Origin of the sequence: Pseudomonas sp. BN607 (genome assembly GCF_029871175.1) — a bacterium.
GTDB lineage: Bacteria > Pseudomonadota > Gammaproteobacteria > Pseudomonadales > Pseudomonadaceae > Aquipseudomonas.
In genome coordinates, this window is record NZ_SSOE01000064.1 from 1 (window position 1) to 25,972 (window position 25,972).

26 protein-coding genes are annotated in these 25,972 nt (G+C 64.2%); 21 read left to right on the forward strand and 5 right to left on the reverse strand.

The genetic code is table 11. The features are described 5' to 3' along the window. Window positions 1-251: 251 nt before the first annotated feature. Window positions 252-1,967 carry a bifunctional isocitrate dehydrogenase kinase/phosphatase gene (gene aceK, locus E8E68_RS20945; protein WP_266031547.1) on the reverse strand — a complete coding sequence of 572 codons (1,716 nt, stop codon included), beginning with the start codon at window positions 1,965-1,967 and terminating at the stop codon, window positions 252-254. A gap of 157 nt (window positions 1,968-2,124) precedes the next feature. Between aceK and E8E68_RS20950 the strand changes: the two genes are divergently transcribed. The 18 genes from E8E68_RS20950 to E8E68_RS21035 all read left to right on the forward strand — a co-directional run bounded on the left by E8E68_RS20950 (window position 2,125) and on the right by E8E68_RS21035 (window position 18,981). Continuing rightward, window positions 2,125-3,000 (forward strand): DMT family transporter, encoded by an 876-nt coding sequence (locus tag E8E68_RS20950; protein ID WP_280344367.1) that lies wholly within the window; start codon window positions 2,125-2,127, stop codon window positions 2,998-3,000. 296 nt (window positions 3,001-3,296) lie between these two features. Continuing rightward, entirely contained in the window at window positions 3,297-4,133 is an 837-nt protein-coding gene (locus E8E68_RS20955) for an ABC transporter ATP-binding protein (protein WP_280344619.1), read from the forward strand. Window positions 4,134-4,162: 29 nt separating this feature from the next. Then, window positions 4,163-5,155, forward strand: a complete 993-nt coding sequence (locus tag E8E68_RS20960) for an ABC transporter substrate-binding protein (protein WP_266031551.1) — start codon at window positions 4,163-4,165, stop codon at window positions 5,153-5,155. A 26-nt stretch (window positions 5,156-5,181) separates the two neighbouring features. Next, window positions 5,182-5,958 carry an ABC transporter permease gene (locus tag E8E68_RS20965; protein WP_266031552.1) on the forward strand — a complete coding sequence of 259 codons (777 nt, stop codon included), beginning with the start codon at window positions 5,182-5,184 and terminating at the stop codon, window positions 5,956-5,958. After that, on the forward strand, window positions 5,958-6,719 hold the full coding sequence (locus E8E68_RS20970; protein ID WP_266031554.1) for an SDR family oxidoreductase: 762 nt from the start codon (window positions 5,958-5,960) through the stop codon (window positions 6,717-6,719). The genes E8E68_RS20965 and E8E68_RS20970 overlap by 1 nt, the downstream gene beginning before the upstream one ends. 15 nt (window positions 6,720-6,734) lie before the next feature. Next, window positions 6,735-7,274 (forward strand): cupin domain-containing protein, encoded by a 540-nt coding sequence (locus tag E8E68_RS20975; protein WP_266031556.1) that lies wholly within the window; start codon window positions 6,735-6,737, stop codon window positions 7,272-7,274. 4 nt (window positions 7,275-7,278) lie between these two features. Beyond that, window positions 7,279-8,130 (forward strand): alpha/beta fold hydrolase, encoded by an 852-nt coding sequence (locus E8E68_RS20980; protein ID WP_280344376.1) that lies wholly within the window; start codon window positions 7,279-7,281, stop codon window positions 8,128-8,130. Then, window positions 8,127-8,948: an IclR family transcriptional regulator gene (locus tag E8E68_RS20985; protein ID WP_266031560.1), complete on the forward strand. Its 822-nt coding sequence runs from the start codon at window positions 8,127-8,129 to the stop codon at window positions 8,946-8,948. Before E8E68_RS20980 ends, E8E68_RS20985 begins: the two co-directional genes overlap by 4 nt. Window positions 8,949-8,950: 2 nt before the next feature. After that, the gene (locus tag E8E68_RS20990) at window positions 8,951-9,748 is read left to right on the forward strand and encodes an SDR family oxidoreductase (protein WP_266031562.1); all 798 of its coding nucleotides are present in this window, start codon (window positions 8,951-8,953) and stop codon (window positions 9,746-9,748) included. Continuing rightward, the gene (locus E8E68_RS20995) at window positions 9,741-11,426 is read left to right on the forward strand and encodes a thiamine pyrophosphate-binding protein (RefSeq protein WP_266031564.1); all 1,686 of its coding nucleotides are present in this window, start codon (window positions 9,741-9,743) and stop codon (window positions 11,424-11,426) included. The genes E8E68_RS20990 and E8E68_RS20995 overlap by 8 nt, the downstream gene beginning before the upstream one ends. 10 nt (window positions 11,427-11,436) lie before the next feature. Beyond that, the gene (locus tag E8E68_RS21000) at window positions 11,437-12,240 is read left to right on the forward strand and encodes an aspartate dehydrogenase (protein ID WP_280344381.1); all 804 of its coding nucleotides are present in this window, start codon (window positions 11,437-11,439) and stop codon (window positions 12,238-12,240) included. 9 nt (window positions 12,241-12,249) lie between these two features. Continuing rightward, the gene (locus tag E8E68_RS21005) at window positions 12,250-13,740 is read left to right on the forward strand and encodes an aldehyde dehydrogenase (protein ID WP_266031568.1); all 1,491 of its coding nucleotides are present in this window, start codon (window positions 12,250-12,252) and stop codon (window positions 13,738-13,740) included. Next, window positions 13,737-14,705, forward strand: coding sequence for a VOC family protein (locus tag E8E68_RS21010; RefSeq protein ID WP_266031570.1), 969 nt, complete (start codon window positions 13,737-13,739; stop codon window positions 14,703-14,705). The genes E8E68_RS21005 and E8E68_RS21010 overlap by 4 nt, the downstream gene beginning before the upstream one ends. Window positions 14,706-14,715: 10 nt before the next feature. Beyond that, window positions 14,716-14,943: a recombinase-like helix-turn-helix domain-containing protein gene (locus E8E68_RS21015; protein WP_266031572.1), complete on the forward strand. Its 228-nt coding sequence runs from the start codon at window positions 14,716-14,718 to the stop codon at window positions 14,941-14,943. A gap of 20 nt (window positions 14,944-14,963) precedes the next feature. After that, entirely contained in the window at window positions 14,964-15,998 is a 1,035-nt protein-coding gene (locus E8E68_RS21020; protein WP_266031574.1) for an aromatic ring-hydroxylating dioxygenase subunit alpha, read from the forward strand. A gap of 8 nt (window positions 15,999-16,006) precedes the next feature. Then, complete coding sequence (locus tag E8E68_RS21025; RefSeq protein ID WP_280344388.1) at window positions 16,007-16,966, forward strand: PDR/VanB family oxidoreductase; 960 nt, start codon at window positions 16,007-16,009, stop codon at window positions 16,964-16,966. Between the two features lie 176 nt (window positions 16,967-17,142). Continuing rightward, on the forward strand, window positions 17,143-18,372 hold the full coding sequence (locus E8E68_RS21030) for a hypothetical protein (protein WP_280344391.1): 1,230 nt from the start codon (window positions 17,143-17,145) through the stop codon (window positions 18,370-18,372). A 150-nt stretch (window positions 18,373-18,522) separates the two neighbouring features. Further along, a complete protein-coding gene (locus tag E8E68_RS21035; RefSeq protein WP_266031579.1) occupies window positions 18,523-18,981 on the forward strand; it encodes a DUF4265 domain-containing protein in 459 nt (152 codons plus the stop codon). A 3-nt stretch (window positions 18,982-18,984) separates the two neighbouring features. Here E8E68_RS21035 and E8E68_RS21040 read toward each other — a convergent pair whose 3' ends face one another. The 4 genes from E8E68_RS21040 to cysK form a co-directional block, all read right to left on the reverse strand. Then, window positions 18,985-19,866, reverse strand: coding sequence for a DMT family transporter (locus E8E68_RS21040; RefSeq protein ID WP_280344395.1), 882 nt, complete (start codon window positions 19,864-19,866; stop codon window positions 18,985-18,987). A gap of 116 nt (window positions 19,867-19,982) precedes the next feature. Then, complete coding sequence (locus tag E8E68_RS21045) at window positions 19,983-20,144, reverse strand: hypothetical protein (protein WP_280344397.1); 162 nt, start codon at window positions 20,142-20,144, stop codon at window positions 19,983-19,985. Between the two features lie 179 nt (window positions 20,145-20,323). Beyond that, complete coding sequence (locus E8E68_RS21050) at window positions 20,324-21,259, reverse strand: aspartyl/asparaginyl beta-hydroxylase domain-containing protein (RefSeq protein WP_110743738.1); 936 nt, start codon at window positions 21,257-21,259, stop codon at window positions 20,324-20,326. Window positions 21,260-21,432: 173 nt separating this feature from the next. Further along, window positions 21,433-22,407, reverse strand: coding sequence for a cysteine synthase A (cysK, locus tag E8E68_RS21055; protein WP_110743739.1), 975 nt, complete (start codon window positions 22,405-22,407; stop codon window positions 21,433-21,435). Between the two features lie 134 nt (window positions 22,408-22,541). On the opposite strand from cysK, the gene E8E68_RS21060 reads away from it, so the two are divergent. From E8E68_RS21060 to E8E68_RS21070, 3 genes are all read left to right on the forward strand, one after another. After that, complete coding sequence (locus E8E68_RS21060) at window positions 22,542-23,615, forward strand: DUF748 domain-containing protein (RefSeq protein ID WP_280344401.1); 1,074 nt, start codon at window positions 22,542-22,544, stop codon at window positions 23,613-23,615. A 156-nt stretch (window positions 23,616-23,771) separates the two neighbouring features. Beyond that, complete coding sequence (locus E8E68_RS21065; RefSeq protein WP_110743839.1) at window positions 23,772-24,617, forward strand: MoxR family ATPase; 846 nt, start codon at window positions 23,772-23,774, stop codon at window positions 24,615-24,617. A 13-nt stretch (window positions 24,618-24,630) separates the two neighbouring features. Continuing rightward, window positions 24,631-25,809 (forward strand): VWA domain-containing protein, encoded by a 1,179-nt coding sequence (locus E8E68_RS21070; protein ID WP_280344404.1) that lies wholly within the window; start codon window positions 24,631-24,633, stop codon window positions 25,807-25,809. The last annotated feature ends 163 nt before the right edge of the window (window positions 25,810-25,972 follow it).

Consider the following 25,972-nt stretch of genomic DNA (forward strand, 5'->3'; position numbering starts at 1 on the left):
AGGTACCCCCGCAGGCTTGAGGCTGATGCAGTACCTGGGGAATCAACTGGCTTGCTCAATTTCTAGAATCTAGCGCGATCCCCTGTGGGAGCGGGTTTACCCGCGAACACCGGCGGAGCCGGTGCCATGCACCGCACGGCCCCCTTCGCGGCACAACCCCACAATGACCGGTGTTCTCTGCGTGACCGCGCAGCCCAAGGGGCTGTGCAATCTCCCACGATTCATGCACAGGCTTCACTGATCAAGCAGATTCACCGCCCCTTGCGCCGATAGGGGAACACATCGATTACTTTCCCCTCGCGTATTGCCGCCTGCAGGCCCTTCCAGTAGTCGGCGTCATACAACTCCCCGTGCAACCGGCTGAACAACCGCCGCTGGCCGATATCAGCAAACAGGAATGGCGGAAACTCCTCGGGGAACACGTCATGCGGCCCGATCGAATACCACGGCTCGCCCGACATTTCGTCCTCCGGGTAACGCGGCGGTGGAATGTGGCGGAAGTTCACTTCGGTCAGGAAACTGATCTCGTCATAGTCATAGAACACCACTCGGCCATGGCGGGTAACACCAAAATTCTTCAACAGCATGTCACCGGGGAAGATGTTTGCCGCCGCCAGCTGCTTGATGGCCAGGCCGTAATCCTCCAGAGCCTCCAGCACCTGGCCCTCGCTCGCCTGCTCCAGGTACAGGTTCAACGGGGTCATGCGCCGTTCGGTCCAGCAGTGGCGGATCAGCACCGTGTCGCCCTCCACCGCCACCGTCGACGGCGCCACCTCCAGCAACTCGGCCAGGCACTCCGGCTCGAACTTGCTGCGCGGAAAGCGAAAATCGGCAAACTCCTGGGTATCCGCCATCCGCCCCACCCGGTCGACGCTTTTCACCAGCCGGTACTTGTCGATCACCGTGGCACGGTCAACCGTCTTCGACGGCGCAAAGCGGTCCTTGATGATCTTGAACACGGTATTGAAGCCCGGCAACGTGAACACGCTCATGACCATGCCACGCACCCCGGGCGCCATGACGAAGCGGTCGTCACTGCTGGCCAGGTGATTGATCAGGGCGCGGTAGAACTCCGACTTGCCCTGCTTGTAAAAACCGATCGAGGTATACAGCTCGGCAATGTGCTTGCCCGGCAAAATGCGCTTGAGGAAGTTGACGAATTCCGCCGGCACCGGCACATCTGCCATGAAGTACGAGCGGGTAAACGAGAAAATGATCGACACCTCCGCCTCGTCGGTAATCAACGCATCGGCCTCGATGCCGTGGCCCTCACGGTGCAACAAAGGAATTACCAAAGGCCACTGCTCGTCGCTGTTGTACAGGCGACCGACCAGGTAGGCGCCCTTGTTGCGGTACAGCACCGGCACGAACAGCTCCACGGCCAGGGTCGGGTCCTTGCACACCCAGTCGGGCAGGCATTCGCGCAGCTGCTCTTCCAGGCGGGCCAGGTCGCCGTCCAGGTCACCGTAAGGTACATCGAACGGGTAATCCGCGAAGATAGCCCGCAACATGCCCTGCAGGCCGCCAGCAAGCGTGTAGGTGCGGGTTTGCGCAGCACGCTCGCGGCCGCGCATGGACGGCCGGGTGGTGTGGATGAACATGCAGCCGTCGCTGATCAGGTCGTGGCTGAACAGGCTGCAGAACAGCGAGTTGTACCAGGTCTCGGCCAACTCGTCGTCCAGCCGCGGGTCGATCAGGTGGATGTAGGCATTTTTCACCAGCGGCCACTGTTCCACGTCCAGTAGTACTGCTGCGGCAAAGGCATGACGCAGCCAGCCGTTGACCTCAGCGACCTTTTCTTCATACAGATTGATGCGCGCGGCGGCGGCCTGCTGGATAGCCTGCCACTGCGCCTGCTCGAAGCGCTGACGTGCCCCGAGGGTGATGCGTTGGAAATGGTCGCGGTAGTCGTCGAAGCCGGCCAGGATGGTCCGGGCGATTTCGACAGCGGGCCAGGGTTGGGGCATGGCGGGCGCCTCGGTGCAAGGTGAGATAGAGAGCTTAGCCTCCCCCAGTGGATATGCCGGCGATTGGGACCCAGCAGGTTTACACCGCAAGAAAGCACAAGAATCCCCCCGCCCCCTGGCGTACACTCGCGCCCCTGCCCTGCCTCCGGAGACCGTTGTGAGCCCCATCGCCCTAGCCCGCCTGCTGACCTTGGCCGCCGTCTGGGGGGCGAGTTTCCTGTTCATGCGCATCATCGCCCCGGAACTGGGCACCATCCCCACCGCGTTCTTCCGCGTTTCCATTGCCTGCCTGGGCCTGATCGTGATCCTCGCCGCCACCCGGGTGCGCTGGCACTTCGACGGCAAGCTCGGCGCCTGCCTGGTGCTGGGCATGATCAACTCAGGGATCCCGGCGACCTTCTATTCGGTGGCCGCACAAGTGCTGCCCGCCGGCTATTCAGCCATTTTCAACGCCACCACCCCGCTGATGGGCGTACTGATCGGCGCCCTGTTCTTCCGTGAGGCCATGACCCTGCCCAAGCTCGGCGGCATCTTCCTCGGTTTGTTCGGCGTCGGCATCCTCAGCGGCGCCGGCCCGGTGGCGCTGGACATGGCCCTGGTGCAAGGCGCCCTCGCCTGCCTTGCCGCCACGACCTGTTACGGGTTTGCCGGCTTCCTCGCGCGGCGCTGGATCAGCGGCCTGGACAGCCGCCTGTCGGCGTTGGGGAGCATGCTCGGTGCTACCTTGATGATGAGCCCGCTGTTCACCTGGAGCGCCCTGACCCAGCCACCGGCGAGCTGGGGCGGCTGGCAGGTATGGCTGTCACTGCTGGGCCTGGGCCTGCTGTGCACTGCCTTCGCCTACATTCTGTACTTCCGCCTGCTGGCCGAGATCGGCCCCGTCAAGGCCAGTACCGTTACCTTCCTGATTCCCGCTTTCGGCGTGCTCTGGGGCGCCTGGCTGCTGGACGAGCCTCTGTCGATGGCGCACCTGTATGGCGGCCTGCTGATCGGTCTGGCGCTGTGGATGGTGCTCAAGCCCGCCCGCCCCTGAACGACTACCCGGGCGGTTTCACCTGTGAAACCGCCCCCCTGCCAGCGTTACCAGAAATTGCCCCGTTCCCTTGCATCGCCGAACAAGTTGCGCCGTGAATGGGCATTTCCGTGCCATATAATAAACCGTGTTTTATATATAAAACACGGCGACTTTGCTCAAGAAAATCCAACCAATTAATAAATAACGATTTTTTATTTAAATGAAGGAAATCATTTAACTGGCATTGTTCATGCACTAAACGGCGTATCACCTATAAAACAGACCAGCGAGTTGATCCCATGGCTGTGAAAGAGATGTACGCAATCACCCCACAGTGGAATACGCCCCGCCTTTGCGATGCACAGGCGCCCACTGAAATCGAGTTTCGCAACGTCGGCAAAGCCTTCACGGCCAAAGGCCAGAGTGAGGCACCGTTCGCCATCCGCGGTGTCAACTTCCAGATCCGCCGTGGTGAGGTGGTGTCGATCATCGGCCCGTCCGGCTGCGGCAAAAGCACCATCCTCAACATGGGTTCGGGCCTGTATCGCCCCAGCGAGGGCGAAGTGCTGGTCAGCGGCGAACCGGTCTTGGGGCCGGTGCCCAAGGTCGCCTTCATGTTGCAGAAGGACCTGCTGATGCCCTGGCGCAGCATCCGCCGCAACGTCGAACTGGGCTTGGAGATCCAGGGCATGCCGGCCGGCCAACGCAAGGTCATCGCCGAAGATCTGCTCGGCCGTTGCCACCTGCAAGGTTTCGCCGACCACTACCCGTTCCAGCTTTCCGGTGGCATGCGCCAGCGTGCTGCCCTGGCGCGCACCCTGGCCATCGACCCGCAGGTGCTGTTCCTCGACGAACCGTTCTCGGCGCTTGATGCGCAGACCAAGATGATTCTCCAGCAAGACCTGGCACGCATGCTCTTCGAAGAAAAGAAGACCGCGCTGTTCATCACCCATGACCTGGTCGAGGCCATCGCTCTGTCCGACCGATTGCTGGTCATGAGCCCGCGCCCCGGCACGATCATCGAGGAAATCGAGATCGACCTGCCCCACCGCGACAACCCCCTCGAGCGCCGCAAGCTACCGGAAATCGGCCCGCTGGCCGGGCGCCTGATGGACCTGTTGCAGGTCGGTGCCGACCACGAACTGCATTGATCGACGTTCACTACCCCACGGGAGTCAGCATGTTCAATACACCCTTCAAACGCCTGGTCCTCGCCGCGCTCGGCATGGCCCTCGCACTACAGGCCCAGGCCGAGCCGACCAAGGTTACCTACCTGCTACCGGCACCTCCGAGCCTGCCGGCCTTCGCGCCGTGGATCATCGCCAAGGAAAAGGGCTACTACCAGGCCCAGGACCTCGACCTGAGCTTCGTTGCTGCCAAGGGTGGCGTCGACGTGGCCAAGCAGATCGGCGCCGGCAACGCGCTGGTCGGCGGCGCCATCGGCGACACGCCGATCATCGTCCGCCCCAACGGCATCCCGGTGCGTACCGTGGCCGTGCTCGGGGGTGGCGGAGTGACCATGATCGCCACCAACGCCAGCGCCAACATTCACAGCATCAAGGACCTCAAGGGCAAGACCCTGACCGTGATGTCGTACTCCGACACCACCTACTACGCCCTGCTCGCCTCGCTGCGCAAGGCCGGGCTAGGCAAGGACGATGTCGACATCCAGGCCGCTGGCCCATCAGGTGTGTGGCAGCTGTTCTCGGCTAACAAGGCCGAAGCCATGGCCGGCGTGCCCGACTGGGTAATCAACGCCGAAGACGCAGGGCTCAATTACCAGCTGATCCCACGCGAACAGGTGTTCGAGAGCATGGCCCAGGCGATCCTCGCGTCGGACGACGCCATCGAACACCACCCCCAGGTGGTACGTGGCGTGGTCCAGGCCACCTTGCGTGGCTTGCAGGACATCATCGATGACCCCAAGGCCGCCGCCGCCACTTTCGCCCGAGCGGTACCGGCCTATGCCGGCAAGCAAGCGTCGCTGGAAAAGACCCTGCGCCTGTACGTGCAATACGTCTACGCCGGCCAGCCGGTGCCCGGGCGCATCGACCCGGCGCGCCTCGACAGCGTGCGCAGGTTCTACGTCAGCGAAGGCATCGTGCCCCGCGAGTCGCCACTCGACGAGCTCTACAGCAACCAGTTCATCGACACCCAGACCGCAGCCAAGTGAAGCCCCGGCAACCAAGGTAACCCCTGATGAAAAACCTCAACACCTCCGTGCTCGGCAGCTTTGCCCTGCTGTTGTTGTTCCTGTTGCTCTGGCAATGGGGCCCGCGCCTGCTGGGCATGCCCGAGTTCGTCATGCCACCGCTCAGCCGCGTGGTCGAAGAGAGTGCGCTGATGTGGCAGGGCAGCAGCTTGCTCGAGCACACCTTGATCACCGCGTTCGAAATCATCGTTGGCTTCGCCCTCGGCGCACTGCTCGGCGTGTCGATCGGTGTCGCGCTGGGCCTGTCGCCGTCGGCCGAGGCCATGCTCTCGCCGTACATCCTGGCCCTGCAGATCGCCCCCAAGGTGGCGTTCGCCCCGCTGTTCGTGATGTGGCTGGGTTACACCATCTACCCGAAGATCCTCATCGCCATCCTCATCGTGTTCTTCCCGGTGATGATCAACGTGCTCTCGGCCATCCGCACCGTGGACCCGGACATGATCAACCTGGTGCGCACCATGAACGCCAGCCGCTGGCAGATCTTCCGCCTGGTGGAGTTTCCCTCGGCCATGGCTGCGCTGTTCTCCGGCCTGCGCATCGCCTCGACCCTGGCGGTGATCGGCGTCACCGTCGGTGAACTGGTCGGTGGCAACCAGGGCCTGGGCTTCCTGCTGGTGGACGCCGAAGGCCAGGGCAATACCGCCGGTGTGTTCGTGGCCATCGTCATGCTCACCCTGATCGGCGTGCTGGCCTACGGCGCCGTGGTCTGGGCCGAGAAACGCGTGCTGCACTACCTCCCAAAAGCCATGCTGAGTACTTCCTGATGACCTATCACAACCTCCTCGAAGGCCGCCGCGTGCTGGTCACCGGTGGTGCCCGCGGCCTGGGCTTCGCCTTCGCCCAGGCCATTGCCCAGGCCGGTGCCAGGGTGGTGATCGCCGATATCCTCGCCGGCCGCGTGCAACAGGCCGCCTGCGAGCTGAGCGCTCAAGGCCTGGACGTCAGCGGGGTCAGCCTCGACCTCGCCGACCCGGCCTCGATCACCCGCTGCATCGAACGCAGCGTCGAACGCCTGGGCGGCCTCGATGGCCTGGTGAACAACGCCTCGATCACCAACTCAGGCGGCAAAAGCTGCGAAGAATTGGACATCGAGACCTGGGACCAAGTGATGCAGGTGAACGTGCGCGGTACCTGGCTGATGACCCGTGCCGCCCTGCCAGCATTGCGCGCAAGCGGCCGCGGGGCGATCGTCAACCTCGCCTCGGACACCCCGCTGTGGGGCGCGCCGAACCTGCTGGCCTATGTGGCCAGCAAGGGCGCACTGATCGCCATGACCCGCAGCCTGGCACGCGAGCTGGGCGGCGACCGCATCACCATCAACGCCATCGCCCCAGGCTTGGTACAGGTCGAAGCCACTGCCTACGTGCCGGAAGCCCGCCACCGCCTTTACGTCGACCAACGGGCCATCCAGCGCCCACAACTGCCTGACGACGTCAGTGGGGCCGTACTGTTCGCCCTGTCTGACCTGTCGCGCTTCATTACTGGACAAACCCTGCCGGTCAACGGCGGGTTCGTCATGCCCTGAGCAAAGGAGACCGCCATGAACGATCTTTCCGTACCACAGCAAGCGCCGAAGACCTGGGAACAACCGGCAGGCAGCGACCTGGCCGCGTGGATGCAAACCCGCATCGCCCGCTATGAAACCCGCCGCTACGACTGGGACGCGCTGAAGTTCCAGGCCGACTACGACCCCAAGTTCCGCCGCGCGCAGATGCGCTACGTGGGCACCGGCGGTACCGGCGTCGGCAGCGACATGAACACCATCCCGTCCGAGCACTTCACCTTCTCGACCATGGTCATCCCGGCCGGCCACGAGGGGCCGCCCCATCTGCATACCGACGTCGAGGAAGTGTTCTTTGTGCTGCGCGGCAAGTTGAAGGTGGTGATCGAGAAGGACGGCGAACGCTTCGAGACCATCCTTACCGACCGCGACCTGATTTCCGTGCCACCAGGGGTGTACCGCGAAGAGATCAACATCGGCGACGAAGACGCGCTGATGTGCGTGATGCTCGGCGCAAAGAAACCGGTCACCCCCACTTACCCGCCAGCTCACCCGCTGGCCTCGATCAAGCGCGGTTAAGCCCATGCCAGCGCTCACCGACACCTACGTCAGCCAGCTCCAGCACCAGTTCGGCGAACGCCTGCTGCAACTGGGCGATGGCCTGCAGGCGCTCCGCGAGGCCGGCCAGGGCGATGCGATCGTGCTGCTGCATGGCATCGGCTCGGGCGCGGCGAGCTGGCTGCAGGTGGCCCTCGGCCTGTGCCCCCAAGCCCGAGTGATCGCATGGGATGCCCCCGGCTATGGCCAGTCCGCGCCATTGCCGATGGCCAGGCCACGGGCCAGCGATTACGCCACACGCCTGGCCGACCTGCTCGACGCGCTGGCCGTCGAACGCTGCGTGCTGGTCGGCCATTCGCTCGGTGCAATGATCGCCGCGGCCTTTGCCCAGCGCCACCCAGCGCGGGTCAGCGAACTGGTGCTGTTGAGCCCGGCCCGCGGCTACGGCGCCCGGCCTGAGCAAGGGCAGGCGGTGCGCGACAAGCGCCTGCACGACCTGGCCACGCTGGGCATCGCCCAGCTCGCCGAAGCGCGCAGCGCCCGGTTGGTATCAGCCACTGCCAGGGCCAGCGCCGTGGCGTGGGTGCAGTGGAACATGGCGCGGCTCAACCCGACAGGTTATCGCCAGGCCATCGAACTGCTGTGCGGCGACGACCTGCTGCGTTACCGCGAGCAGCATGTGCCATGCCAGGTGCACTGCGGCAGCGCCGACAGCATCACCCCCGCCGACGACTGCCGGGCACTTGCCCAGGCCCTCGCCGCGCCGTTCCACCTGATCAACGGCGCAGGCCATGCCTGCGCCATCGAACAACCCGAAACGGTGACCGGGCGCCTGGCCTGGGCACTGGACACCTCTTTCACAGGTAGCGTGCAATGAACGATACGGATGCCATGAAGGACAATCAGGACCGCTACACCGTCCCGGGCCTTGAGCGTGGCCTGTTGCTGCTGTGTGAATTCAGCCGGCAGAACCGCACCCTGACCGCCCCCGAGCTGGCCCGCCGCCTGGCCCTGCCGCGCTCGACCATCTTCCGCCTGCTGAGCACCCTGGAAGCCATGGGGTTCGTCACACGCAGCGGCAACGAGTACCGCCTGGGCATGTCGGTATTGCGCCTGGGCTTCGAATACCTGGCCTCGCTGGAGCTGACCGAACTGGGCCAACCCATTCTGGCGCGGCTGTGCGACCACCTCAATTACCCCAGCAACCTGGTGGTGCGCGATGGCCGTTCGATCGTGTATGTGGCCAAGGTCTCGCCACCCTCGGTGTTCTCCAGCGCGGTTACCGTCGGCACCCGCCTGCCGGCCCACGCCACAGTGCTGGGGCGCGTGTTGCTGGCCGACCTGAGCCTGGCCGAACTGCGCGATCTATACCCCGAGGAACATCTCGAACGGCATTCCCCGAGCACGCCGAAAACGGTAATGGAGCTGTTCGACCTGGTCCAGGCCGACCGTCTGCGCGGCTATGTGCACGGCGAGGGCTTCTTCGAATCGACCATCTCCACCCTGGCCTCGCCAGTGCGCGATGCCAGTGGCCGGGTAGCTGCCGCGCTGGGCCTGACCATTCCCACGGCACAGGTGGGCCACATCAACTTCGACAGCCTGCTGGGCCAGGTGCGCGGCAGCGCCGACGAGCTGTCGCGGCTGCTCAACTACCGACCGGGCGCAGGCCAGGTCACCGCGCTGATGAGGGACTGAACATGAACCTCTACCAACTGCACGACAGTACCGCCATTGTTACCGGCGGCTCGTCCGGCATCGGCCTTGCCTGCGTCGAGCTACTGCTCGACGCCGGCGCCCGCGTGGCTTTCTGCGGCCGTAGCGAGGACCGCCTGCGCAGTACCGAAGCCAGCCTGCGCCAGCGCTTTCCGCAGGCCCAGTTGCTAGCCCAGGTGTGCGACGTGCTCGACGCCGAAGCCGTTCAGGCCTTCGCCGCCGCCAGCCAGGACGCACTGGGCCCGGCACAGGTGCTGATCAACAACGCCGGCCAAGGCCGCGTCTCGACCTTCGCCGATACCAGCGATGCCGCCTGGACCGAAGAGCTGCAGCTCAAGTTCTTCTCGGTCATCAACCCGGTGCGTGCCTTCACAGCTCAGCTGCAAGGCCAGCCCGGTGCATCGATCGTATGCGTCAACTCGTTGCTGGCCAGCCAGCCCGAACCCCACATGGTGGCCACCTCGGCGGCTCGCGCCGGGCTGAAGAACCTGGTGCGCTCGATGGCTTTCGAATTCGCCGAACAGGGTATCCGGGTCAACGGCATCCTCATCGGCCTGGTCGAGTCCGGGCAGTGGCGGCGGCGCTTCGAGGCCCGTGACGAGCGTGCGCTGGACTGGGCGCAATGGACCGCCCACCTGGCCCGTCGCAAGCAGATCCCGCTGGGCCGCCTGGGCCTGCCCAAGGAAGCCGCCCAGGCCATCCTGTTCCTCGCTTCGCCATTGTCGTCCTACACCACTGGCAGTCATATCGATGTTTCTGGAGGCTTGTCCCGCCATGCGTAACGAAAACACCGTCACCGTCGGTGCCGTGATCACCGCGTTCCTCGAACAGTGCGAGGTCAAGGCCGCGTTCGGCGTAATCTCGATCCACAACATGCCGATCCTCGACGCCTTTGCCGTGCGTGGCAACATTCGTTTCGTGATGGCCCGTGGCGAAGCCGGTGCCACCAACATGGCCGATGCCTATGCCCGCAGCGTCGGCGGCCTGGGCGTGTGCCTGACCTCCACCGGTACCGCCGCAGGCAACGCCGCCGGGGCCATGGTCGAGGCGCTCACGGCCGGCACCCCGCTGCTGCATATCACCGGGCAGATCGAAACCCCCTACCTGGACCAGGAACTGGCTTACATCCACGAAGCCCGCGACCAGCTGACCATGCTCAAGGCGGTGTCCAAGGCGGCGTTCCGCGTGCGCAGCGTGGAAACCGCACTGAGCACCCTCAAGCTGGCCGTGCAGACTGCCCTCACTGCGCCCACCGGACCGGTCAGTGTGGAGATCCCGATCGACATCCAGTCAGCATTGATCCCGATGCCCGGCGACCTGTCGCCACTGCCGATCCCGGTCGCCGCACCGGCCCCGGAAGCCCTGGACCTGGTCGCCGAACGCCTGGCCAGCGCCACCCGGCCCCTGCTCTGGCTAGGCGGCGGCGCCCGGCATGCCGGTGTGCAGGTCAAGCGCCTGCTGGACATGGGCGTCGGAGTGATCACCTCGACCCAGGGCCGTGGCGTGGTCAACGAAGACGACGAACGCTGCCTGGGCGCGTTCTCGCAGAACAAGCTGGTCGAAGGTTTCATGCAGACCTGTGACGCACTGGTGGTCGCCGGCTCGCGCCTGCGCAGCAACGAAACCTTCAAGTACGCCCTGAAACTGCCACGCACCACCCTGCGCATCGACGCCAACCCGGCCATCGAAGGCCGCAGCTACCCCAGCGACCTGTTCATCTGCGGTGACGCCGCGCTGGCCCTGGAGGGCCTGGCCGACCGCCTGCAGGGCCGCCTGAACATCGACCCGGCGTTCATGGCCGAACTGAAGGCCGTGCGCGCTGAGTCGCGCAAGCAGCTGGTGGCTGACCTCGGCCCTTACTCGGCCATGGTCGAGCAGTTGCAGGCGCAGACCGGGCGCAACTTCACCTGGGTACGCGACGTGACCCTGTCCAACAGCATCTGGGGCAACCGCCTGCTCAATCTCTACCACCCGCAAGCCGGCGTGCATGCCCTGGGTGGCGGCATCGGCCAAGGCCTGGCCATGGGCATCGGCGCCGCCATCGCCGCCGCCGAGACCGCACCGGGGCGCAAAGTGTTCGCCCTGGCCGGCGACGGTGGCTTCATCCTCAACCTGGGCGAGCTGGCAACCCTGGTGCAGGAAAAAGCCAACGTAGTGATTCTGCTGATGAACGACCAGCGCTACGGGGTGATCCGCAATATCCAGGACGCCATCTACGGCGCCCGCCATGCCTACGTCGAGCTGCACACGCCCGACTACGCCAAGCTCGCCGAGTCCCTGGGACTGAAACACGGCCTGGTACGCGACCTCAAGGATTTCGGCGCAGTGCTCGACGGCGCGCTGGGCAGCGATGGGCCGTTCCTGCTGGAAGTCGACATGCTCAGTGTCGGCCCATTCGCCACCCGCTTCGCCGGCCCGCCTAACAGCGAAACCCGCTCGCAGAAAGCCACCGCCGCCTGAGGACCCGCCCATGCTGCATATCACCATGATCGGCTGTGGCGCCATCGGCGTGGCCGTGCTGGAACTGCTGGAGCATGACCAACACATGCAGGTAGACACGGTCATCGCCTCGCCCGGCTCCGAAGCGCTGGTCAGGCAGCGCCTGGCCCGCCTGCGCCGGCCGCCGCAGGTGCTGACCGGGCTGGCGGCGGACGCCCGCCCCGACCTGCTGCTGGAGTGCGCCGGTCACCGCGCCGTCGAACAGCACGTGCTACCGGCGCTGGAGCGTGGCATCCCATGCCTGGTGGTCTCGGTCGGTGCGTTGTCCGAGGCGGGCCTGGTCGAGCGCCTGGAAGCGGCAGCGGCGCGCGGCGACACGCGCATCGAGCTGCTGCCCGGCGCCATCGGTGCCATTGATGCGCTGTCGGCTGCCAGAGTCGGCGGTCTGGACAGCGTGGAGTACACCGGGCGCAAGCCGGCCCGGGCCTGGAAGGACACCCCGGCAGAGCAGGCCTGCGCCCTCGACAGCCTGCGCGAGGCTACGGTGATCTTCCAGGGCAGTGCGCGAGAAGCCGCCCGCTTGTACCCGAAGAACGCCAACGTCGCAGCCACCCTGTCACTGGCCGGGCTTGGCCTGGACCGCACCTGGGTGACCCTGGTCGCCGACCCGCACAGCGAAGATAACGTGCACCAGGTCAAGGCCCGCGGGACCTTCGGCGGCTTCGAAATCAGCTTGCGCGGCAAGCCGTTGCAGGCCAACCCGAAAACCTCGGCGCTGACCGTCTACAGCGTGGTCCGCGCACTGGGCAACCATGCCCATGCCATTTCCATCTAGGAGATCGCCATGACTCTGGAACAAACCTTACCGGTGTGCATCGCCGGCACCTGGCGCCTGGGCGGCGGCACGCGCTACGCCACCTGCTACCCGGCCACGGGTGAGCCGGTAGCCTGGCTGAATGCTGCCAGCCTGGACGACGTCGAGGCCGCCGTGCAGGGCGCGCACAAGGCCTTCCTGCACAGCGGCTGGGCGCAGCGCAAACCCCACGAACGCGCTGCAGTCCTGTACCGCATCGCTGGGCTGATCCGCGAGCGCGCCGAGGAGCTGGCGCAGCTGCAACGCCAGGACAACGGCAAGCCGATCGCAGAGACCCGCGCGCTGGTCGCCAGCGCCGCCGGTACCTTCCAGTTCTTCGCTGCTGCCTGCGAAACCCTGGAAGAAACCATCACCCCGTCACGTGGCGATTTTGTCAGCATGAGTGTGTACGAGCCGATGGGCGTGGTCGCGGCGATCACGCCGTGGAACTCGCCGATCGCCAGCGAAGCGCAGAAAGTCGCCCCTGCCTTGGCTGCGGGTAATGCCGTGGTGATCAAACCGGCGGAAATCACCCCGCTGCTGGCCCTGCAACTGGCGCGCATCTGTGACGACGCCGGCCTGCCCAAGGGGCTGATCAGCGTGCTGCCGGGCAAGGGTTCGCTGCTCGGCGACGCGCTGACCCGCCACCCACTGGTCAAGCGCGTGTCGTTCACCGGCGGCACCAGCACCGGCAAGCACATTGCTCACATCGCCGCCGACAAGATGATGCCGGTGTCACTGGAGCTGGGCGGCAAATCGCCGACCATCGTGCTGGATGACGCCGACCTCGACCACGCGGTAGCCGGGGTGCTCTACGGCATCTTCAGTTCCTCGGGCGAAGCCTGCATCGCCGGATCCCGGCTTTTCGTCGCCCGCCCCTTGTACGAGCCGTTCATGGCCCGCCTGACCGCCGCCGCCGCGCAGCTGCGCATGGGCGACCCAGCCGACGAGCGCACGCAGATGGGCCCGCTGATCAGCGCCGCGCACCGCGAGTCGGTGGAGCGTTACGTGGCCCTCGGCCTGGCCGAAGGGGGCCGCCTGCGCCTGGGTGGCCAACGCCCGGCCGGCGGCCTGTTCGATCAGGGGTTCTTCTACCCGCCGACCATTCTCGAGGGCCTGGGCAACCAGCAGCAGGTGTGCCAGGAAGAAATCTTCGGGCCGGTGCTGGTGGCCATGCCTTTCGATGACGAGCAAGCGCTGGTCGAACAGGCAAACGACAGCCTCTATGCCTTGGCCGCTGGCATCTGGAGCCGCGACTACAAGCGCGCCTGGGCACTAGGGCGCAAGCTGCAGGCCGGTACGGTGTGGATCAATACCTACAAGCAGTTTTCCATCTCGACACCCTTCGGCGGCTGGCGTGACAGCGGCCTGGGCCGCGAGAAAGGCCGCCTGGGCATCCTGCAGTACATGGAACAGAAAAGCCTCTACTGGGGCATGAACGAACAGCCGCTGGCCTGGGCCGGCGTGGAGGCAGGGCAATGAGCGTATTGGGCATCGACGAAGTCACCTACGGCGTGGAGGACCTGGCCACCAGCGCCCGTTTCTTCAGCGACTGGGGCCTGATTCAGGTCAGTGCTGCTGACGATGAAATCGTCTTCGAAACCCTCAATGGCTGCCGCGTGGTCCTGGCAAGGACTGACAAACCCGGCCTGCCGCCGGCCATCGAGCCGGGCTCGACCGTACGCGAAGTGGTCTGGGGCGTGGAAAGCCAAGCCGACCTTGCCCTGTACAGCCAGCGCATCGCCAACGACCCGGGTTTCGTCGAAGGCAATGGCCGTATCGGCTGCACCGACCCCAACGGCCTGGCGATCCGCCTGCAGGTGACCCGCAAGCGCCCGCTGGAGCTGGAATGCAGCGGCCACAACACCTGGCAGACCAAGGGCCGCATCAACAAGCCGGCGCCGGTCTACGAGCGCGCCACGCCAATCGAAGTCGGCCACGTGGTGTTCTTCGTCACCGACGTCAACGCCTGCGAAGCCTTCTACCACGAGCGCTTCGGCTTCCAGGCCTCGGACCGCTACCCGAATCGCGGGGCCTTCCTGCGCACGGCCGAGGAAGGCGGCCACCACGACCTGTTCATGCTGCAGCTGCCGGCCCCGCGCGCCGGGCTCAACCACGTGGCGTTCACCGTGCGCGACCTGCACGAAGTGTTTGGCGGCGGCATGCATATCTCGCGTTGTGGCTGGGCTACCGAGATCGGCCCGGGCCGCCACCCGGTGTCGTCGGCGTTCTTCTGGTACTTCAAGAATCCGGCAGGCGCCCTGGTGGAGTACTACGCCGACGAGGACCAGCTGACCGCCGACTGGCAACCCCGCGAATTCGAACCGGGGCCGACGGTGTTCGCCGAGTGGGCGATCGCTGGCGGCATCGACGGCAACACCCGGCGCCAGCAGCACGCTGAAGCGCCGCAAGGCAAATTCCTCACCGACAAACCGAAGAACGATTGAGGGCCACTCCATGAGCAGCACCGAGCTTTACCTGCAACCCCACCAGGCGCGCAAGCGCCCCAACACGCCGTTCGAGGACCTGCTCGGCGACTCCATCGAGCGCGCCTACGGCAACGGCGTGAGCCAGCTGGGCGAACTGCTCGCCCACCTTAACCTGGCCGGCCCGCCCTGCCCGCTGACCAGCGGCGAATGGACCGAAGACGCATTCAAAACCCTGATGGCACGGCTGGGCGAGTGACCCGCTGGAGGCAGAACAAGATGAACATGCATGTAACCGTCGACCCTGTTGAACACCATCTGGCCAATGGCCTGAAAGACCTCTGGTTCCCGGTCCTGCCGTCGGAGCTGCTTGGCGAACGGCCAAGGTCGATCCGCCGTCTGGGCTACAAGATCGCCCTGTGGCGCGACAACGATGGCCACGTACACGCCCTCGAGGACCACTGCCCGCACCGCGGTGCACCGCTGTCCCAGGGCCCGGTACTGGGCGACCGCCTGCAGTGCCCTTACCACGGCGTCGAAGTACGCTGCGACGGCACCGTCACCAAGGTGCCCGGCAGCCCGGGCTGCAAGCTTGAAGGCAGCCGGCCGACGCGAATGTTCCACACCCGCGAGGCGGCCGGGGCGATCTTCCTGTTCAACGCCACCGACCCTCACCTGGACACACCGCCTGAACTGGTGCTGCCCGAGCAGCTGACCTCGCCCGAATGGAGCAGCTTCCTTTGCTACACCGAGTGGAAAGGCGACTACCGCTATGTACTCGACAACGTCATGGACCCGATGCACGGCACCTACCTGCACAAAATGTCGCACTCGATGAGCGAGGGCGAGGCCACCGCTAGGTTCGTCACCCGCGACACCGAGCAAGGCTTTGTCTTCGAGAAGGAAGGCCAGCGCGGGGTCAACTTCGACTGGACCGAGTTCCTCGACAACGGCTGCCACTGGCTGCGCCTGGAAATCCCCTACCCGAAAACCGGCGGGCCGGGCGGCAACTTCACCATCATCGGCAGCTACACGCCGAGCAGCCGCGCACTGTCGGCGGTATTCCACTGGCGGGCACGGCCGCTGAGCGGCTGGCTACGCGATACCTGGCGCTTCCTCTACAAGAACCGCCTGGAAGCACGCCACTGGGCGGTGCTGGAGCAGGACCGAGTGCTGCTGGAATTCATGGAGCCTGATGCCAACCAGCGCGAGAACCTGTACCAGCATGACCTCGGCGTGGTGCGTCTGCGCCGCTACCTGAAAGGCAAGGCCAAGGAACAGCTGGCCCTGATCGAAACCCGACAACTGCCGTGAGGTGAGCGATGTCCAACGCATCCACAGTCAGCGCGCTGGTACATACCCTGCGCCATGAGGCCGACGGTATCATCAGCGTCGAGCTGCGGCCCTGGGGCGACACGGTGTTCGCCCCGTTCGAGGCTGGCGCGCACATCGACCTGCACCTGCCAAACGGCCTGGTGCGCAGCTATTCGCTGCTCAATTCGCCCAGCGACCAAGGCCGCTACGTGGTCGGCATTCTGCGCGACCGCAGCAGCCGCGGCGGCTCGCGCTACGTGCACGAGCAACTGCGCGTGGGCACGCAGCTGATCATCTCCCAGCCGCGCAACAACTTCGCCCTCGACACCCGCGCCAGCCACAGTGTGTTGGTGGCCGGCGGCATCGGCATCACACCGATCTACTGCATGTTCCGCCAGCTGCTGGCATCCGGGCGCTCGGCCGAGTTGATCTACTGTGCCCGCTCGCGGCGTGAGGCAGCATTGCTTGAACCGCTGGCGGAACTGGGGGCGAAGGTGGTGTACCACTTCAACGACGAGAAAGGCAGCTTGCCGGACCTGGCTCACTACCTGGCAGGGCGCAGCCCCGACACGCACCTCTACTGCTGCGGGCCCACGCCAATGCTCGACGCGTTCGAGGCAGTGTGCGAGCAGCTGGGGTATGCAAACGCGCATATCGAGCGCTTTACCGCCGTGGAAGTGGCAGCGGCTGCAGATGCCCTGGACCACTACAGCGTCGAATTGAGCAAAAGTGGCAAGACGCTGAGTGTGGAACCTGGCCTGAACCTGCTGGACGTGTTGCTCGAGGCCGGTTGCGATATCGACCATAGCTGCCGTGAAGGCGTGTGTGGCTCGTGCGAGACACGGGTACTGGAAGGCGATATCGACCACCGCGACGGCGTGCTGAGCAAGGCCGAACGTGCGGCCAATGGGTCAATGATGGTCTGTGTGTCGGGCTGCAAGAGCCGGCGCCTGGTGCTCGACCTCTGAAACAATGATGGGTTCTTCGCGGGCTTGCCCGCGAAGGGGCCAGTGCAGACAACCGCAAAACCAGAACGATAACACCACCCTCAGTTCTCGCTTCCAGCCATCCCTCAAAACACCCCTCAAGGCGGTGAGGGCCTGCTGCTGCCTGCGAAAGCTGCTCCCACCTTGCAGGGCACAACATGAACAGATACCTGATCACCCTTGGTCTGCTCGTCACCACCAGCTCTACCCTGGCCTCCGAACCCGGCCCGGCGGCACCCGATCAGCCGCCCAGCACACGCAAGCCGTTCCCGCATATCGCCTGGCGCAGCGACGACGGCCAGAGCAGCCTCGACATCGGCGGCGCCCTGCGCGTGAACTATCGCGACGAGCACTGGGACACCACGGAGAACAATGGCCGCTTCCTCTTCGACACCTTCCGCCTCGATGTTCAGGCCAGCCACCGCCGGCTGTTCAGTGATGTCGGCTACTGGTTCCAGGACGACGGCAAGCATGCCATCGACCGCGGCTTCGTCGGCTACCGCATCAACCCCGAGTCCAACCTGCAACTGGGCGCACCTTTCAAGCCCTTCGGTCTTGAGCCCTACCCACAGTTCGGCTGGAGCTACCACATCCCGTTCTTCATGGGCTACGGCGTCAGCGCAGGTACGGGGGTGAAATACAGCTACAAGGACAGTGCCTGGGACCTGCAGCTGGGTTACTTCCCACGCATGCTGCCAACGGGCATCCGCTACTCGCCTGAAGTCGGCCGCTTCAGCGACCTGGACGACAATGCCGTGGCCATCACCCAGTCGCGCCAGGACAACGAAAAGCGCAACCAGGTCAATGCCCGCATCGCCCGCACCTTCAACGGCGACGGCTGGAAGACCGAACTCGGCGCGTCGCTGGCCACTGCCGAACTGTATAACGCCACCACCCATGACGATGGCGACTACTGGGCAGCAGGTGTGCATGCACTGGTCAACCGCGGCAACTGGACGGTCACCGGCCAGGCCATCCGCTACGCGTACGATCCGCGTAACCCGGCGGGTGTCAGCGACGACGCGGTGCTGATGGGCGGCAACGGCCTGACCCCGGCCTACCTGATCGCGTCGAAGGCGACCATTGCCGCGCTCAACGTCGGTTATGACGTGTACACGCCGGGCTTGGGGCGGCTCAAGAAGGTCAAGCTGTACACCGACTACAGCCGAATGATGAAGGACAAGCACGACTGGGATGATTCACAGATGTTCACCGTGGGCATGCAGTTCCTGGCAATGCCGGTCATGGCCTGGGTCGACCTGACCTGGGCGCGCAATGCCAACCCGTTTGGTGGGGCGGAGAACGGCACTGGGTGGACCAGCACCAGCTCGGTGGGCAGCAATGACTGGTATTACCGGACCAACATCAACATCGGCTATTACTTCTGAATCGCTGGGGGCGCTTTGCGCCCCTTTCGCGACGCAAGGCGGCTTCTGCAACAGCCCTGCGTATGCCGAACAGTGCGGGTTCAAGAATATCGCAGACAGGGCGACAAAACGGCTTTAGGATAAGCCCCCATTCAACTCACCTGTCACCTCATGCCCTCCGACTACAAGATCGTGCTCTGGCGCCTTGAGCAGGACGCCCACGGCTACCCGCCGGCCTCGGTCGAAGGCCTGTGGGCAAAACGCACCGCAACGGGCTTCCAGGTCGATAGCCTGCCCTTTTACACCTACGGTATCGCTCCCGGCGACATCATCGACACCACCGAGGACGGTGAGCAATCCTGGTTCGCTGCCCTGCAACAGAGCGGTGGCGCTTCGGTGTTTCGCGTTCGGGTGAAGACCGCCGCCGAACTGGAACAGGTACGCACGGCCATCGAAGAGTTCGGCTGCCCGTGCCAGGCCGAACCGGCCGTGAGAATGCTGGCCGTCGAAGTCCCGCCAGCGCTCGCCCTCGACACCCTGCTCTACTACCTGCTGACCCAGCGCGAAGCCGGCACCCTGGACTTCGAGGAAGGCGTGTTGCGCCACACCATCCCCGAAGAATTCCGCTAGGCGTTACGCCTCGGCCAGCCGCGCCGCCGGCTTGCGGAACACGAACAGCAGGCCGATCACGATCAGCCCCATGCCCAGCAGGCTCAGCGGCGCCAGTCGGTTACCGAAGATCAGCAAGTCCATCACCGCAGTCACCGCCGGCACCAGGTAGAACAAGCTGGTGACGTTGACCAGGTTGCCCTTGGCGATCAACCGATACAGCAACAGGGTCGCCAGCAGCGACACCACCAGCCCCATCCACAACAGCGCGCCGACGAAGCCGCCGGTCCACTCCACGTGCAGCGGTTGCAGCGGTGCGAACACCGCGCACAGGGCGAAGCCGGCGATGTACTGCAATGGCAGCGTACCCATTGGGTTGTCGGTAATGCGCTTCTGCAGGATCGAGCCAAAGGTCATGCTGGCCAGCGCCAACAGTGCGAACAGCATGCCGAGCAGCGATACCCCACCCAGGTTGATGCCTTGGTAGACCACCATCACCAGTCCGCCAAGCCCCAGGCCCAAGCCGAACAACCGGCTCCAGGAACGCTGGCGCTCCATCAGTACCACGGTAAGGATCGGTTGCACGCCCATGACCGTGGCCATTACGCCGGGGGTGACATGGGTGTTGAGCGCTAACAGGTAGAAGATCTGGTAAGCGCCCAGCAGCACACAGCCGGTTCCCAGGGCGCGCAGGATGGCCCCGCGACTGCGCGGCCAGCGCAACCCCAGTAACGGCCCGATCAGCAGCAGGCCAGCCAGGGCCAGGGCCGAGCGCAACAACAGGAATGCGAACGGGCTGGCATGCGCCAGGCCCAGCTTGGAGACGATCGCGCCGCTGCTCCACAGCAGTACGAACAGGCTGGTAGTGGCCGCCGAGGCCATGGATGCTTTGTTGAAAACAGACATGTATTGCCACCTGGTATAAGGCGAAGAAGCCAGACGGCCAGCGTGCGCTTCAGCGGAGGAAGGCGCCGACCGTGTTCAGTAGGTTGCGTGTGCGAAAGGCTGCGGCAAGAAGCCGCTCAGCCCAGCACGACCAAGCAAAGCGGCGGAGCTACGCCGCCTACAACGCCACTGACAGGTGGTGGGTAGTGACTGATCATGACCGGCTGCTGGCTGCCACGCACGACCATGCCCGCGACTGGCGCGATGGCAAAGCGTGTGGTGGAAGGTTTGGCTGGCATGATCGGGTCGGTCTTCGAAGAAGGTAGGTGTTCTGGAATATAGCGGTGAATCGAGGGTTGGGCAACAGCCTGATCCGGCCCCTTCGCGGGCAAGCCCGCCGCCACGGGGACCGCGCAGGGTGCAAAGTTGGCGCGGTCCTGGTGGGAGCGGGTCTACCCGCGAAGCGCCCAGGCCTGCCTTAGAACAACCAGCGGTAAAGCAGGTAAGCCACCACCACCGCCAGCACGGGCCGCAGTACGCGGTAGGCCTTGGGGTTGGCGCGCTTGAACTGCTTCACGTGGGTGCTGATCTTGTTGCTGAAGCGCTTGCTCCAGGCATACGCCTGGTTGATCCCGCCCACACGCTCGTCATCGGTGTTCTGCGGCGCGGTAGCGCGGCCCAGGAAGGCGCTGACCTTGCGGTTGATACGGGTCATCAGCGGGCTGCTCAGCGGGCGTTCGATGTCGCAGAACAGGATCACCCGGGTGACATCGGTCTCGTTCTTGACCCAGTGCACATAGGTTTCGTCGAACATCACGTCTTCGCCGTCACGCCAGGCGTACTGCTCACCATCGACGTAGATGCGGCAGGCGTCGGAGTTCGGGGTGGACAGCCCCAGGTGGTAGCGCAGCGAACCGGCAAAGGGGTCGCGGTGCGGGTTGAGATGGCTACCGCCGGGCAGCAGGGCGAACATCGCACCCTTGACGTTGGGGATACTGCTGACCAGTTCGACAGTACGCGGGCACAGGGTTTCGGCCGAAGGCAGGGGCTTGTCGTACCATTTCAGGTAAAAGCGCTTCCAGCCCTTTTTGAAGAACGAACCGAAACCGGCGTCGTTGTCTTTTTCGGCAGCGCGAATGTAGCCCTCGTCGAACAGACGCATGGCCTCCTCGCGGATTTCCTGCCAGTTGTCCTTCAGCACATCCAGCTCGGGGAAACGCTGCCGGTCCAGGTAAGGCTTGGACGGCACGCCGGAGAACAGGTACATCAAGGCGTTATACGGGGCAAACAGCGCCGAATGGTTGACGAACTGGCGCAACACCGGCAGGCGAGCCTTGCCGCGCAGGTGCACGAACAGCACACTGCCGAAAAACACCAGCAAGACACCCGCCTTGGCTGCAAAGGAAAAGGTCATGCTTTCACTCCTTGGAGAAGAGCCAGGGCTGCGCGGCCTGCTCTCCGGAAAATCATCCTGCCATCATAAACCGATCCCGCCGAGGTAAAAACAGCCCGGGCGGGATCGCATTCATGAAGATTTTGCAATAAACCTGGCCGCCGAACATTGCGCGGCGTCAGCGGCAAGGCCGATTACTGCTGGTTTTCCTGCTCGCTGAACAGGTCGCTGAACAACATGCTGGACAGGTAGCGCTCGCCGGAATCCGGCAGGATTACGACGATGGTCTTACCCTGCATTTCCGGCTTTTCCGCCAGGCGAACGGCCGCAGCCATTGCTGCGCCACAGGAAATGCCGCAGAGGATGCCCTCTTCCTGCATCAGGCGGATGGCCATGGCCTTGGATTCTTCGTCGGTTACCGTTACCACCTGGTCGACGATCGACAGGTCGAGGTTTTGCGGCACGAAGCCAGCACCGATGCCCTGGATCTTGTGCGGGCTGGGCTTGAGCTCTTCACCGGCAAGGGTCTGGGTAATCAGCGGCGAGGCTACCGGCTCTACCGCGACCGAAGTGATCGCCTTGCCTTGGGTATGCTTGATATAGCGCGATACGCCGGTGATGGTGCCACCGGTACCCACGCCTGCCACCAGCACGTCGACCGCGCCGTCGGTGTCGTTCCAGATTTCCGGGCCAGTGGTCTTTTCGTGAATGGCCGGGTTGGCCGGGTTTTCGAACTGGCCAGGCAAGAAGTACTGGGCCGGGTCGGAGGCGACGATTTCGTTGGCTTTCTCGATGGCGCCCTTCATGCCTTTGGCCGGGTCGGTCAGCACCAGCTCGGCGCCCAGCGCCTTCAGCACCTTGCGCCGCTCCAGGCTCATCGAGGCAGGCATGGTGAGCATCAGCTTGTAGCCACGGGCGGCGGCGACGAACGCCAGGCCGATGCCGGTGTTGCCCGAGGTCGGCTCGACGATGGTCATGCCCGGCTTGAGCTTGCCGCTGCTCTCGGCATCCCACACCATGTTCGCGCCAATGCGGCACTTGACCGAATAGCCCGGGTTGCGCCCTTCGATCTTGGCCAGGATGGTTACCCCGCGCGGGGCGATACGGTTGATCTGCACCAGCGGCGTATTGCCGATGGAGTGGGCATTGTCTGCAAAGATACGGCTCATGGCAGGGGTCCTTGGCATGAAAACAAGCAGGGAAAGACCTCAAGGGTAAGCCCGGGCCGATGGCCCGTAAAGCCTGTTAGAACTCAGCCGGGCGCATTGCGGTCAACCGCACATCCTGCCTTGGAGACACCCCGATGAGAGCCCGTTATCGCTGGCCGCTGATCGGCCTGGCCAGCCTGGTTGCGCTGCTGGTGGCGTTGCACCTGGCCCTGCCCTACCTGGTGCGCGACTACCTGAACGACAAACTGGCGGACATGGGCGACTACCGTGGCCAGGTAGCCGATGTGGACCTGGCCTGGTGGCGTGGCGCCTACCAGATCAACGGGCTGAAGATCGTCAAGACCAGCGGCAAGGTGCCGGTGCCGTTGCTGGATGCACCGCTGATCGACCTTTCGGTGAGCTGGCATTCGCTGATCTACGACCAGGCCGTGGTGGCCGAAGTGACCTTCGACCGGCCCGAACTGAACTTCGTCGACGGCGGCAGCAAGCAGGCGTCGCAAACCGGTCAGGGCACCGACTGGCGGCAACAACTGGACAAGCTGCTGCCGATTACCCTGAACGAGGTGCACATCGAAAATGGCACCCTGACCTTTCGCAACTTCAATTCCAGCCCGCCAGTCGATCTCAAGGCCACCCGGCTGGACGCCAGTATCCGCAACCTGACCAATGTCCGCGACCAGAAAGGCCGGCGTGATGCCAGCTTTGAAGGCACCGCGCTGATAGCAGGCGACGCCAAGGTGGAAAGCCGCGCCACGTTCGACCCATTCAGTGACTTTGATGATTTCGAGTTTCGCCTTCGCGCCACCGGTATCGAACTGCGCAAGCTCAACGACTTCGCCAGCGCCTACGGCAAATTCGACTTCAATGCCGGGCATGGCGACGTGGTGATCGAGGCCCAGGCGGAGAACGGCCGACTGAACGGCTACATCAAGCCGCTGCTGCGCGATGTGGATGTGTTCGACTGGCAGCAGGACGTCGCGGAAAAGGACAAGGGCTTCTTCCGCTCGGTGTGGGAAGCACTGGTGGGGGCCACCGAGACGGTGTTGAAGAACCAGCCGAAAAACCAGTTTGCAACCCGGGTAGAGCTCAGTGGCAGCGTGCACAAGCAAAACATCAGCGCGTTCGAGGCGTTCTTGCAGATCCTGCGCAACGGGTTTATCCAGGCGTTCAATGCGCGCTATGAACAACCAGCGCCAAAGTCTGACTGAATGGACGTGACGGGCCATTCAGGGACTGAATACCCGGTCTGCGTTTGCAGCTGCCCATGCTCGCGTTATAGTCGTTGGCAAATCACCATCAAGTGTTGCCCGTTCTGGCTGGCCGGCGGTAGGGCCAAGGCAGGCAACCCGCAGAGGACCAAGCCCATGAAGTTCGAAGGCACCCGCGACTACGTCGCCACAGACGACCTGAAACTGGCAGTAAACGCGGCCATCACCCTCGAACGCCCACTGCTGGTCAAGGGCGAACCCGGCACCGGCAAGACCATGCTCGCCGAGCAACTGGCAGCCTCGTTCGGTGCACGCCTGATCACTTGGCACATCAAGTCCACCACCAAGGCTCACCAGGGCCTCTATGAGTACGATGCGGTCAGCCGCCTGCGCGACTCGCAGTTGGGCGTGGACAAGGTCCACGATGTGCGCAACTACCTCAAGAAGGGCAAACTGTGGGAGGCCTTCGAGGCCGAGGAGCGGGTCATCCTGCTGATCGATGAAATCGACAAGGCTGACATCGAGTTCCCCAACGACCTGCTGCAGGAACTCGACAAGATGGAGTTCTACGTCTATGAAATCGACGAGACCATCAAGGCGAAGCAGCGCCCGATCATCATCATTACCTCGAACAACGAAAAGGAGCTGCCGGACGCGTTCCTGCGCCGCTGCTTCTTCCACTACATCGCCTTCCCGGACCGCAACACCCTGCAGCAGATCGTCGACGTGCACTACCCGAACATCAGCCAGTCGCTGGTCAGCGAGGCGCTGGACGTGTTCTTCGACGTGCGCAAAGTGCCGGGCCTGAAGAAAAAACCGTCCACCTCCGAGCTGGTCGACTGGCTCAAGCTGCTGATGGCCGACAACATCGGTGAAGCGGTGCTGCGCGAACGCGACCCGACCAAGGCCATCCCGCCGCTGGCCGGCGCGCTGGTAAAGAACGAGCAGGATGTGCAACTGCTTGAACGCCTGGCCTTCATGAGCCGGCGCGGCAACCGCTGACAGGAGCCGGGCCATGCTGCTCAACCTGTTCAATGAAATGCGCGCGGCCAAAGTGCCGGTGTCGGTGCGTGAACTGCTCGACCTGCACCACGCCCTGCAAAAGCGCGTGGTATTCGCCGACATGGACGAATTCTATTACCTCGCCCGCGCCATCCTGGTGAAGGATGAACGCCACTTCGACAAGTTCGACCGGGCCTTCGCTGCCTACTTCAAGGGCCTGGAAAACCTCGACCGGCACATTGAGGCGCTGATCCCGGAAGACTGGCTGCGCAAGGAGTTCGAGCGCTCGCTCAGCGATGAAGAGCGTGCGCAGATCCAGTCGCTGGGCGGCCTGGACAAACTGATCGAGGAATTCAAGAAACGCCTCGAGGAGCAAAAGGAACGCCATGCCGGCGGCAACAAGTGGATTGGCACTGGCGGCACCAGTCCATTCGGCTCGGGCGGCTTCAACCCCGAGGGCATCCGCGTCGGCGACGCCGGCAAGCGCCAGGGCAAGGCAGTGAAGGTGTGGGACCAGCGGGAGTACAAGAACCTCGACGACCAGGTCGAGCTGGGCACGCGCAACATCAAGCTGGCCCTGCGCCGGCTGCGCAAGTTCGCCCGTGAAGGCGCCGCCGAAGAGCTGGACATCGACGGCACCATCGACCACACCGCCCGTGACGCCGGGCTGCTGAACATCCAGATGCGCCCGGAACGGCGCAATACGGTGAAGCTGCTGTTGCTGTTCGACATCGGCGGCTCGATGGACGCCCACGTCAAGGTTTGCGAGGAGTTGTTCTCGGCCTGCAAGACCGAGTTCAAGCACCTGGAGTACTACTACTTCCACAACTGCGTGTACGAGTCGGTGTGGAAGAACAACCTGCGCCGCACCTCGGAGCGCTATTCTACCTTCGACCTGCTGCACAAGTACGGCGACGACTACAAAGTGGTGTTCGTCGGCGATGCGGCCATGGCCCCCTACGAAATCACCCAGCCCGGTGGCAGCGTGGAGCACTGGAACGAAGAGGCCGGTTACGTGTGGCTGCAGCGCTTCATGGATAAATTCAAGAAGATCATCTGGATCAACCCGTACCCCAAGCAAGCCTGGGAATACACCGCTTCGACCCATCTGATACGCGACCTGATCGAGGACAAGATGTACCCGCTGACCTTGCAGGGGCTGGAGGAAGGGATGCGGTACCTGTCCAAGTGAAGTTGCCTGTGCCGGCCCTTTCGCGGGTAAACCCGCTCCCACAGGTACGGTGCAGGGCTCAGGATTGAGCTATTCCCTGTGGGAGGAAGGGATGCGGTAACTGTCCAAGTGAAGTTGCCTGTGCCGGCCCTTTCGCGGGTAAACCCGCTCCCACAGGTACGGC

Bases quoted from the DNA above. Each gene is read 5' to 3' on its own strand.
- E8E68_RS21005 (WP_266031568.1), top strand. From the start codon at position 12,250: ATGACTCTGGAACAAACCTTACCGGTGTGCATCGCCGGCACCTGGCGC.
- E8E68_RS21035 (WP_266031579.1), top strand. From the start codon at position 18,523: ATGCCCTCCGACTACAAGATCGTGCTCTGGCGCCTTGAGCAGGACGCC.
- E8E68_RS21060 (WP_280344401.1), top strand. From the start codon at position 22,542: ATGAGAGCCCGTTATCGCTGGCCGCTGATCGGCCTGGCCAGCCTGGTT.
- cysK (WP_110743739.1), bottom strand. From the start codon at position 22,407: ATGAGCCGTATCTTTGCAGACAATGCCCACTCCATCGGCAATACGCCG.
- E8E68_RS20975 (WP_266031556.1), top strand. From the start codon at position 6,735: ATGAACGATCTTTCCGTACCACAGCAAGCGCCGAAGACCTGGGAACAA.
- E8E68_RS21065 (WP_110743839.1), top strand. From the start codon at position 23,772: ATGAAGTTCGAAGGCACCCGCGACTACGTCGCCACAGACGACCTGAAA.
- E8E68_RS21070 (WP_280344404.1), top strand. From the start codon at position 24,631: ATGCTGCTCAACCTGTTCAATGAAATGCGCGCGGCCAAAGTGCCGGTG.
- E8E68_RS20955 (WP_280344619.1), top strand. From the start codon at position 3,297: ATGTACGCAATCACCCCACAGTGGAATACGCCCCGCCTTTGCGATGCA.
- E8E68_RS20985 (WP_266031560.1), top strand. From the start codon at position 8,127: ATGAACGATACGGATGCCATGAAGGACAATCAGGACCGCTACACCGTC.
- E8E68_RS21050 (WP_110743738.1), bottom strand. From the start codon at position 21,259: ATGACCTTTTCCTTTGCAGCCAAGGCGGGTGTCTTGCTGGTGTTTTTC.
- E8E68_RS21040 (WP_280344395.1), bottom strand. From the start codon at position 19,866: ATGTCTGTTTTCAACAAAGCATCCATGGCCTCGGCGGCCACTACCAGC.
- E8E68_RS21045 (WP_280344397.1), bottom strand. From the start codon at position 20,144: ATGCCAGCCAAACCTTCCACCACACGCTTTGCCATCGCGCCAGTCGCG.
- E8E68_RS20980 (WP_280344376.1), top strand. From the start codon at position 7,279: ATGCCAGCGCTCACCGACACCTACGTCAGCCAGCTCCAGCACCAGTTC.
- E8E68_RS21010 (WP_266031570.1), top strand. From the start codon at position 13,737: ATGAGCGTATTGGGCATCGACGAAGTCACCTACGGCGTGGAGGACCTG.
- E8E68_RS20970 (WP_266031554.1), top strand. From the start codon at position 5,958: ATGACCTATCACAACCTCCTCGAAGGCCGCCGCGTGCTGGTCACCGGT.
- E8E68_RS20990 (WP_266031562.1), top strand. From the start codon at position 8,951: ATGAACCTCTACCAACTGCACGACAGTACCGCCATTGTTACCGGCGGC.
- E8E68_RS21015 (WP_266031572.1), top strand. From the start codon at position 14,716: ATGAGCAGCACCGAGCTTTACCTGCAACCCCACCAGGCGCGCAAGCGC.
- E8E68_RS21030 (WP_280344391.1), top strand. From the start codon at position 17,143: ATGAACAGATACCTGATCACCCTTGGTCTGCTCGTCACCACCAGCTCT.
- aceK (WP_266031547.1), bottom strand. From the start codon at position 1,967: ATGCCCCAACCCTGGCCCGCTGTCGAAATCGCCCGGACCATCCTGGCC.
- E8E68_RS20965 (WP_266031552.1), top strand. From the start codon at position 5,182: ATGAAAAACCTCAACACCTCCGTGCTCGGCAGCTTTGCCCTGCTGTTG.
- E8E68_RS21025 (WP_280344388.1), top strand. From the start codon at position 16,007: ATGTCCAACGCATCCACAGTCAGCGCGCTGGTACATACCCTGCGCCAT.
- E8E68_RS20995 (WP_266031564.1), top strand. From the start codon at position 9,741: ATGCGTAACGAAAACACCGTCACCGTCGGTGCCGTGATCACCGCGTTC.
- E8E68_RS21020 (WP_266031574.1), top strand. From the start codon at position 14,964: ATGAACATGCATGTAACCGTCGACCCTGTTGAACACCATCTGGCCAAT.
- E8E68_RS20960 (WP_266031551.1), top strand. From the start codon at position 4,163: ATGTTCAATACACCCTTCAAACGCCTGGTCCTCGCCGCGCTCGGCATG.
- E8E68_RS21000 (WP_280344381.1), top strand. From the start codon at position 11,437: ATGCTGCATATCACCATGATCGGCTGTGGCGCCATCGGCGTGGCCGTG.